This window comes from Aeribacillus sp. JST-2, assembly GCF_056032925.1.
The window spans coordinates 1-7,835 of sequence record NZ_JBVVUU010000067.1; the positions used below are offsets into that span (position 1 = coordinate 1).

At 32.8% G+C, this 7,835-nt stretch carries 6 protein-coding genes; all 6 read right to left on the reverse strand.

The window, feature by feature from the left end:
- Window positions 1-1,451: 1,451 nt before the first annotated feature.
- The 6 genes from AC0KTX_RS16115 to istA all read right to left on the reverse strand — a co-directional run bounded on the left by AC0KTX_RS16115 (window position 1,452) and on the right by istA (window position 7,367).
- Complete coding sequence (locus tag AC0KTX_RS16115) at window positions 1,452-2,006, reverse strand: stage II sporulation protein M (protein WP_474253101.1); 555 nt, start codon at window positions 2,004-2,006, stop codon at window positions 1,452-1,454.
- The gene (locus tag AC0KTX_RS16120) at window positions 2,003-2,728 is read right to left on the reverse strand and encodes an ABC transporter ATP-binding protein (RefSeq protein ID WP_474253102.1); all 726 of its coding nucleotides are present in this window, start codon (window positions 2,726-2,728) and stop codon (window positions 2,003-2,005) included. Before AC0KTX_RS16120 ends, AC0KTX_RS16115 begins: the two co-directional genes overlap by 4 nt.
- On the reverse strand, window positions 2,721-4,397 hold the full coding sequence (locus AC0KTX_RS16125) for a hypothetical protein (RefSeq protein WP_474253103.1): 1,677 nt from the start codon (window positions 4,395-4,397) through the stop codon (window positions 2,721-2,723). The genes AC0KTX_RS16120 and AC0KTX_RS16125 overlap by 8 nt, the downstream gene beginning before the upstream one ends.
- Window positions 4,398-4,464: 67 nt before the next feature.
- Window positions 4,465-4,791 (reverse strand): circular bacteriocin, circularin A/uberolysin family, encoded by a 327-nt coding sequence (locus AC0KTX_RS16130; protein WP_144598225.1) that lies wholly within the window; start codon window positions 4,789-4,791, stop codon window positions 4,465-4,467.
- A gap of 402 nt (window positions 4,792-5,193) precedes the next feature.
- Window positions 5,194-5,946, reverse strand: a complete 753-nt coding sequence (istB, locus tag AC0KTX_RS16135) for an IS21-like element helper ATPase IstB (RefSeq protein ID WP_066247858.1) — start codon at window positions 5,944-5,946, stop codon at window positions 5,194-5,196.
- Window positions 5,943-7,367 carry an IS21 family transposase gene (gene istA, locus AC0KTX_RS16140; RefSeq protein ID WP_474253104.1) on the reverse strand — a complete coding sequence of 475 codons (1,425 nt, stop codon included), beginning with the start codon at window positions 7,365-7,367 and terminating at the stop codon, window positions 5,943-5,945. Before istA ends, istB begins: the two co-directional genes overlap by 4 nt.
- Window positions 7,368-7,835: the final 468 nt, after the last annotated feature.

The following is a 7,835-nucleotide window of genomic DNA, read 5'->3' on the forward strand; positions in this document are numbered from 1 at the left end:
TAATCAAGAAAAAGAGAGCTATTTTAAGAAAAAGATAGACTAAGAGTAACTATGTCCAAAACTCGGGGGTTAATCCGGGTTACCAAGGTTACTTGGCGTGCCAGGCCAGACCTCCCCGGGTAAGAGTGTAATCTTTCCTTCCATCCATCTGCTTCATTTACTCTGTATCACTTTCGGCAGAAAGGGCTTTGTTTTGTTGTGCAAACTCACCCAGTGATACCTAGCCTCATATGAAGTTCGTGTTCCGAGAGACCCAAAGTTTGCCGCTCGCTTCCTTCAGATTCCGCGTCACCACGGACACCCTTGCGTTAAGCTAACTGCTACTTCTGCGAGCTTTCTCGCAGCCAAAGGCGATTTTCCCCTTGACCGATTCGCTATCTATGCAGGATGGAATTTTGTCATGAAGACGTACACATTAATCGGAGCGAAATAGTTGAACTTTTATCGTTGCAAAAACATCAGGCAGTTTAATATCAACGTCATCTCTATTTTGTGATTGGCCAGTTATTTTTCAGTCAAAATCATTTTTGAAAACAAAATGACTTTGTTTTAATTCGAAAATAGTTGCACAACTGACCAATTTAAGACTATACTTTTTGGGATAAGCAAATCACATACTGCTTAAGCCTTCCTTGGTCAATGGTTATAAATTCAGCATTCTGTTTGAGAGAAGAGTACTTCCTAATTGTAAAAAATAAAATGTTAAACAATAACTAATAATAATTTTTTTGGGTACATCGTATTTAAGTAATAGTTTGTAGAAGACAAAAATAGATAACAATAAGAAAGGATTAAATAAAGTAAATAAAAGATTATTGCTAACCAAAACAATATTATTTGAGTCATTTATAAAGTTTGCCAAAGCTATGGGAATCTGAATGGAAGTGTTCACCAACATAACTATACTACAAATAAATAAAAATTCTCGCTTAGTTATCCCAATACGAAATATTCGACCAAATATATACGCTATAATGCTTAATATCAGAACCCCTATGAAAATAGAAGCTAAATTAAGAATACCAATTATAGAAACCAATATGACCGAGACCATACTGTCTAAATCCGGTAAAATGCTTTTCATATAATTGTTTAAATAATCAAAAATACTTAAATAAAGCAATATATAGTTTACCAATATTCCAAACCATACCAACTTGATACTTGGTTTATTCATAATATTCATTTATATACCCCTCGTAAGAAGATGATTTATTAAAAAAAATGAGAGTATAAAAAGAAACAGAAATTCAAAGCCCAAAAAAATGAATTTTAACATTTTATTGTTTATCTTTCCTCCTAATTGCCAAGTAAGAATAAACATAGACAAAATTAAGGGGAATAAACCTAAATATAGATTTTTAGTTAGTACTATAACGATCAATGCTAAGAAAAAAAGGGAAGTTGATAGAAAATTTGCAAATTTTACACTCATGACATGACCTCCAATATTATAATGGGGTTATATACCATTCTATTATTGCTGCCAATGTAAGGAAAATTAATATTATACTGGTTAATAGGGCTATTTCAAATAACGTCTGTTTTATTAGCTGTTTTGTACTTAAAGAAGTACGGAAATATTCAATAATAATTGATACGCCTTTTAATCCAATGATTCCACTTATTAATATCGCAGGTATCTCAAATATTCCATGCGGGATTAGCTTTACAAAAATACTTGAAATAGACAATCCAAGCTCCAATTGCTGCTGAATAGAGGAACCGACTATTAACCCATTGGTTATCAAAAATATAACAGTAGGAATACCTAGAGAAAGTAATCCCGAAGCAATAACTAGTGATGCCTTTATATTATTAAAAAGTAAGTCTTCTACATCAGAAGCCTGTATATAGTTTAAGTCTCCTCTTACTGCATCTATTCTAAACAAATACCCCCCTGCCATTCCCCCAAAAAATAAAAGTAAAGAAATGACAAACAATATTTTGTTATTAGATACAAGCTGACGAACAACATCCTTTATACCCCTTCCCTGAAAATTCATTTGCTCATCATTTCTCCAGAATTTTCACCTAAGTAAACTGATGTAATACGCTTTTCTATTGAATCGAGACTTAATTTATTGGTTGAAAATTCCTCGACAATTTTACCTTTATGTAAAATCCCTATTTTATCGCATAGAGAATGTGCCAATTCAAGTAAATGTGTCGTTAGAATGACTGTTTTATCTGCTTTTACAAACTTTTTTATATATTGTCTTATAATATGTGAATTGATTAAATCGATTCCTGTCAAAGGTTCATCTAATAATAATATATCTGGATCGTTCAATAATGCTGATGCAATAGATACCTTTTGTTTCATTCCGTGGCTATATGTCTTAATCAATTCATCTTTTGCTGATGTTAAATTGAAGAGGTCAATTAAATAAGAAACTTTATCTTTTCGCAACTCTTTCGAAACATCTAAAATAGATGCAAAGAACAAAAGGTATTCTTCCCCGCTTAAATATTCATATAAAGAAGCGGAATCAGGAACAAAACTTATTTTTTTATTACTATTATTACCAACACGTTTTATGTTATCAATGTATATTTCACCATGATCTGGTTTGGATAAACCTGCAAGGATACGTAGAAAGGTAGTTTTCCCAACACCATTGGTACCAACAATCCCATAGATACAACCCGTATCCACTTGGAAATTAAGGTTATCTAAAACGATATTTTCATCATATCTTTTAGATAAATTTTTCACCTTAATCATTTTTTAAGAAAACCTCCTTGACTGAAATTTGTTTAGTATACGCAGCAACGATGGCATAAGCGCAAAAGAAAAAAGCAACGAGAGTTAATATAAGAATACATGCAACCATAGTGTTTAATTTTAATCCGAAAAATTGATCTGCGATCAGTAATCCTCCTATGAAAACCGTGTATAGATAAGTTAGACCATTATTTAAAATGCTATCTATAAAATTAGCTTTGTGGGATTCACCAATTTCATAGGGATGCTCCCAATTTATCCGTGGGTATAACGCTGTTGAGAATATTTGAAATAAACCACTCAGTCCACCGTAGGTGAGCATAATAGTGATTGATAAAGCATACAGAAAAATATTTACATTTATAAAAACAGAAGATAATAAGACTACGAAAAAAGTGACTAGAAATGTAAAAATAAAATATATATACCATTTTTCTTTGACAATATCCCACATTGTATATTTGGTATAAACAAGCAAGTGTATATTCTTGGCCTCTGTATCAACCGCTAATATCATTTTTAGTGAGTCGCCAACAATTTGAAATATGGCAAAAGCAAATACTGTTATAATGGATAAAAAAAACAACGGTGATGTTGAATCAATAAAATGTTGTACTACTGGCAAGGCGATTCCGATAAATACTAGCAAGCCTAATATAGTTTTTCCTATATGCCCAATAAACCATGAACTAACACGCTTAATATGAAGTATGTCTTTTACAAAAAAATATTTATTCGTATTTATGAACTTATCTTTATCAGATATAGAGCTTTTACGGGTACGAATTTGGTAATAAGGTATTAAATCTAAATGATTTAATGTTTTGATCCATATCAAAGTGAATACACCAGCTATGAATAGCATGAAAAGAAAAACGATGAAAAGTTTATGAAACTCGAGATTATATATGTCCTTAGGCAGACTGAGTTCCATTAAAAAAGACTGATATTTTATCACAATATCTGCTAATTTAATTCCAAATTTTTGTGAATTGAATAACAGTGAAGCGATCGTGAAGGGTAATAAAAAAAATAAGAGCCCAACGACTATAAATATAAAAAAGCGATTTAATAAACGCAGTGATTGTATATAAAAAAAATGGGAAAACAAAAAGCGGAAGTATGAAAAAAACATAGTCATTATTAAACTTAATAGAATAAATAGCGGAAAATAGTAAATTAAAAATTTTAGATCAAAACTTGGGTAATTTATATGTATCCCTAAAACTACAGGCATTAACAAAACGAACCACATTATCACTGTATTTTTCAATGAGTCACCATAAATAGAAGCAATGACTTGCAAAACTCTATAACTTTTTAATTGAGACAACATTTTTGTCGTGTCATAATAAAAAACAGAAGATTTTTTATTAAAGAAACTTAATGAGTTGAAGAAAGCAAGAAATATTACAAAGCTCAAAAAGACATTTAACCATGTATTTGCATCTAGATCCTTGATGATATAACCAGTTAAAAATACTGTTAAAAAAAACAAAGCACTCATAATAAAAATCATAATGAGTGTAATCCATGCATATATCTTTCTAAGATCAATTTTATCCAGCTGCCAGTCTGCTAAAAATTTTCGCAAAGCAGATTTTCTGTTATATTTTATTATATTGATCATTTTATCTAAAAAAGAAAAGACTGAATTACTAGTAAACATTATTGAACTGGCACCTCCTGACTAGGTAAACAGAAAAAAGAGGGGGCTTGTAATCTTTCAGCTTTAATTACCAGGAAATAGCAAAGTCTCTTCCTGACTTTTTAATAACGGCTTTAATTGCAGTAATACCTCCAATTGCAATTAATCCGGCGCCGCTAATTCCAGCTACTGCCGCAACAATTGACCAAAGGGTTGAACCTCCAGAAACCAAATCAATAATAAGCCCTGCTGTAGCCTGTTTAATTCCGAGTTTAGTAGCTAATAATGCGAAAGATGAATTTACAGTTCCTATTTCAGTAGTAACTTGAGCTGACATTAAACCTAATGCAAAAGTTAAAAGACTAGCAAGTAATCCTAAAATCACAATTTTTTTCAGGTCTACACATTGCTTCATTGTTACTACCTCCTAAATTAGCAATTTTATACAAGCCCCTTTAATTCCCTATATTACCACATATAGGGTTAATTGTAAATTAAATTCCATATAACGCTTGTAAAATAGGAACTACTAACTATTATCATGCTTTCATCCTGGTACACAATTTTATTAATAGTTAACCGTGTCCGATTGTTCCATATAAGCCAAATTTTTTTCATATAAGGCCCCATTTCTCAAAGCCTTGTCCATTAACGCTGCCAAGGGAAGAAAAAATACATAGAGCACAAACAGTATAAACATATCTTTAAAATCTCTTTTTTTGGAAAAAGGACTTTTTTAATATAATGACTTAAAAGTCACTACTGCAGGCTTTAGTGCGAATTGTATTTTGCAATAGAAAAGTGCAGAGAAATGCAATTAAAAATGCAGAGGTTTGCCACCCATTTCATTCCTTTTCGACAATGCGTGGGACAGTCTATAGCTCTCGCCATGAAAAGAGATGATATGGGCGTGATGAATTAGCCTGTCCACTAACGCTGCTGTTAATCGAGAATCTGTAAAGATCCGGTTCCATTGACTAAATTCTAAGTTAGATGTAATAATTACGCTTTTCTGTTCATAAAACTCCGATATGATTTGGAATAATAATTCAGCTCCTTCTTTACTAAATGGTAAGTATCCCATTTCATCTAAAATGACCAAATCAACCTTCTCCATCCGTTTTCTAAATGCTGATAAACGGTTGTTACGTAAAGCTTGCTCTAATTCCTCAACTAGGTGGGCAACACGGTAAAAACGAACCTCATAACCTAGTTCACAAGCTTTTCTCCCTAGTCCTGTGGCTAAATGAGTCTTTCCTGTCCCGGGTGAACCAACTAAAACTACATTTTCTCGATTCTCAATAAATTGTAGGCTACACAAATCCTCTTTGGTTAAGTGAGGAGGGAACCGAAGTTGTTCGGTCCACTCGTAATCATGTAAACTCTTTTTATCTAAGAACTTCGCCTTTTTTATCAAACGGATCGCTCTCGCTTTTTCTCTTAATCTTATTTCCTCCTGAAGTAGCCCATACAAGTATTGTTCCGGAGTTTCAAACGGTATTTGCTCGTATACATCCGCAACATAAGCTAACCTCAATGACTTGCACAATTCTTTAATGTCCTGTTTCAATTGACAGCCTCCTCTCTAGGAGCTAATGAATCGTATTTACTCCAGTCCACTTCATAAGGATTATTATCACTAGGTAGCTTATCCTGTGCAATTAATTCATAGAACTCTTCCTTAATCTTCTTCATGTCATGAGAAATTAATAAACTAGCTAGACCTTCTAATCGTTTTCGACGAATAATTAAATTATCTACCAACAAAAATTCTTTAATTCTTCCCGGTAAATACTTATTATAGCGCGAATATTCTACAACCCTTGGTTTATGAATCCATGTTTTAATTATTGAAAGCCATGGTAAAGCTTTTCGCTTTTTCATATATGGCCGATAGTCATCCAATAATATCTCCCCATTAGGTGAAACAATCTTTAATTGATCCCATGTTAATATCATTTGTAATTGACTATAGTTGCCACCCTTAGGGACATGAACCAACGTCTGATCCACTTTCACTTCATTATATTTGTTTACTTTCACAAGATGCTCTTTAAATACAGGATAGGGCTTTTCTGGTAAGGCTAGAAGATAATCCCGTTCTTCCTGCCATAAGTCCTCAATACGTACGTTTTTGGCATAATGAATTCTATTTCTGTCCGCCTCTAATTTATGAAATAATTGATCAGTTAAACCCTCGTAGCTGTCCATTATTGGAGCTGAAGTAAAAAAGTTATAGCGTATATATCCAACTTTATTCTCAACATTTCCTTTTTCATGGCCACTTCTTGGATTGCATACCTGCACATCAAAGCCATAATAATTCTGAAATTGAACAAATTCATCAGTTAATTGTGCTTCTTCATTTTTTGTTCTTTTTTTCTTCACAGCGGGGGTCAAATTATCGATTCTTATCCTTTTAGGTACTCCCCCAACCTGTTTAAAAAGAATATTGAGACCATGTAAGAAGCATTCTTGATTTTCAGCTGGTAACGGTACTACAAATCCAGCATTACTATGAGGAAACGTCATAACTAAAGCATGAATATCCACAATTTCTCCATCTTGTACAGCTTCCATTACTCCAAAGTCTACTTGAGCTTCACCCGGAGGGTGTTCTAATCTTTCATACCCTTTATCCTTTTCTTCTTGGTGAGTATTCATCCATTCAGAGATAAAGTAACAAACAGTACGATAAGAACCTTGGAAACCCATTTCCTTTAGTTCTTCAAATATTTGTTTCTTTGTTCTTCTTAATTTTTTCCTTAACTTTAAATCCTCAAACAGCCAATCTGAAACAATTACTCCCCACTTTTCCTCATACATCATCCCTTTCTTTTTAAATGATTTCTGTTTAGGGAGTTGATCTTCATCCGCATACTTCTTAGCTGTTCGCCAATTAATTCCCATTGTTCGTTGTATTTCTGAAATAGATAACCCTTTGTTATTTCTTAAATGTTTGATACAATTAATATCAGACATTGCTAGCATCCTTTCTTACCTCCACTACCAATTGCTCGACACAATTACTGTAGTGGGACTTGGGGTGACTGGCAAGTCTTTTTTGTTTATGCACAAAAATTTAGTGCAGGACTCTGCATTTTTCCTTTGCAAAGCTCTGCACTTTTATTTTGTCATACACAGTTGTTTTATTTGGGACAGTTTGTCTAGCTTCAATGATAAAATTGATGATCCAAAAGTATAAGTTAAAATAAAAGAATCTTCTGAGTTTTATCAGGTAGACGGCAGCTTATAAATAGCGTAAAAGGACATTTTGAAATTCTTTTAAATGAGAAAGACGTCCTCAACATCTATCTTGCTTTCTTCTAAATTTTGATTCGGTTATTAGGCAGGCGGCAGCATGGATTATTTAAATAAGGAACTGTAGATGAGTAAATTTCATTACATTTATTACCATCTTTAAAAAGCAAACAAAGATACCCTTATGCCACTCGTAAC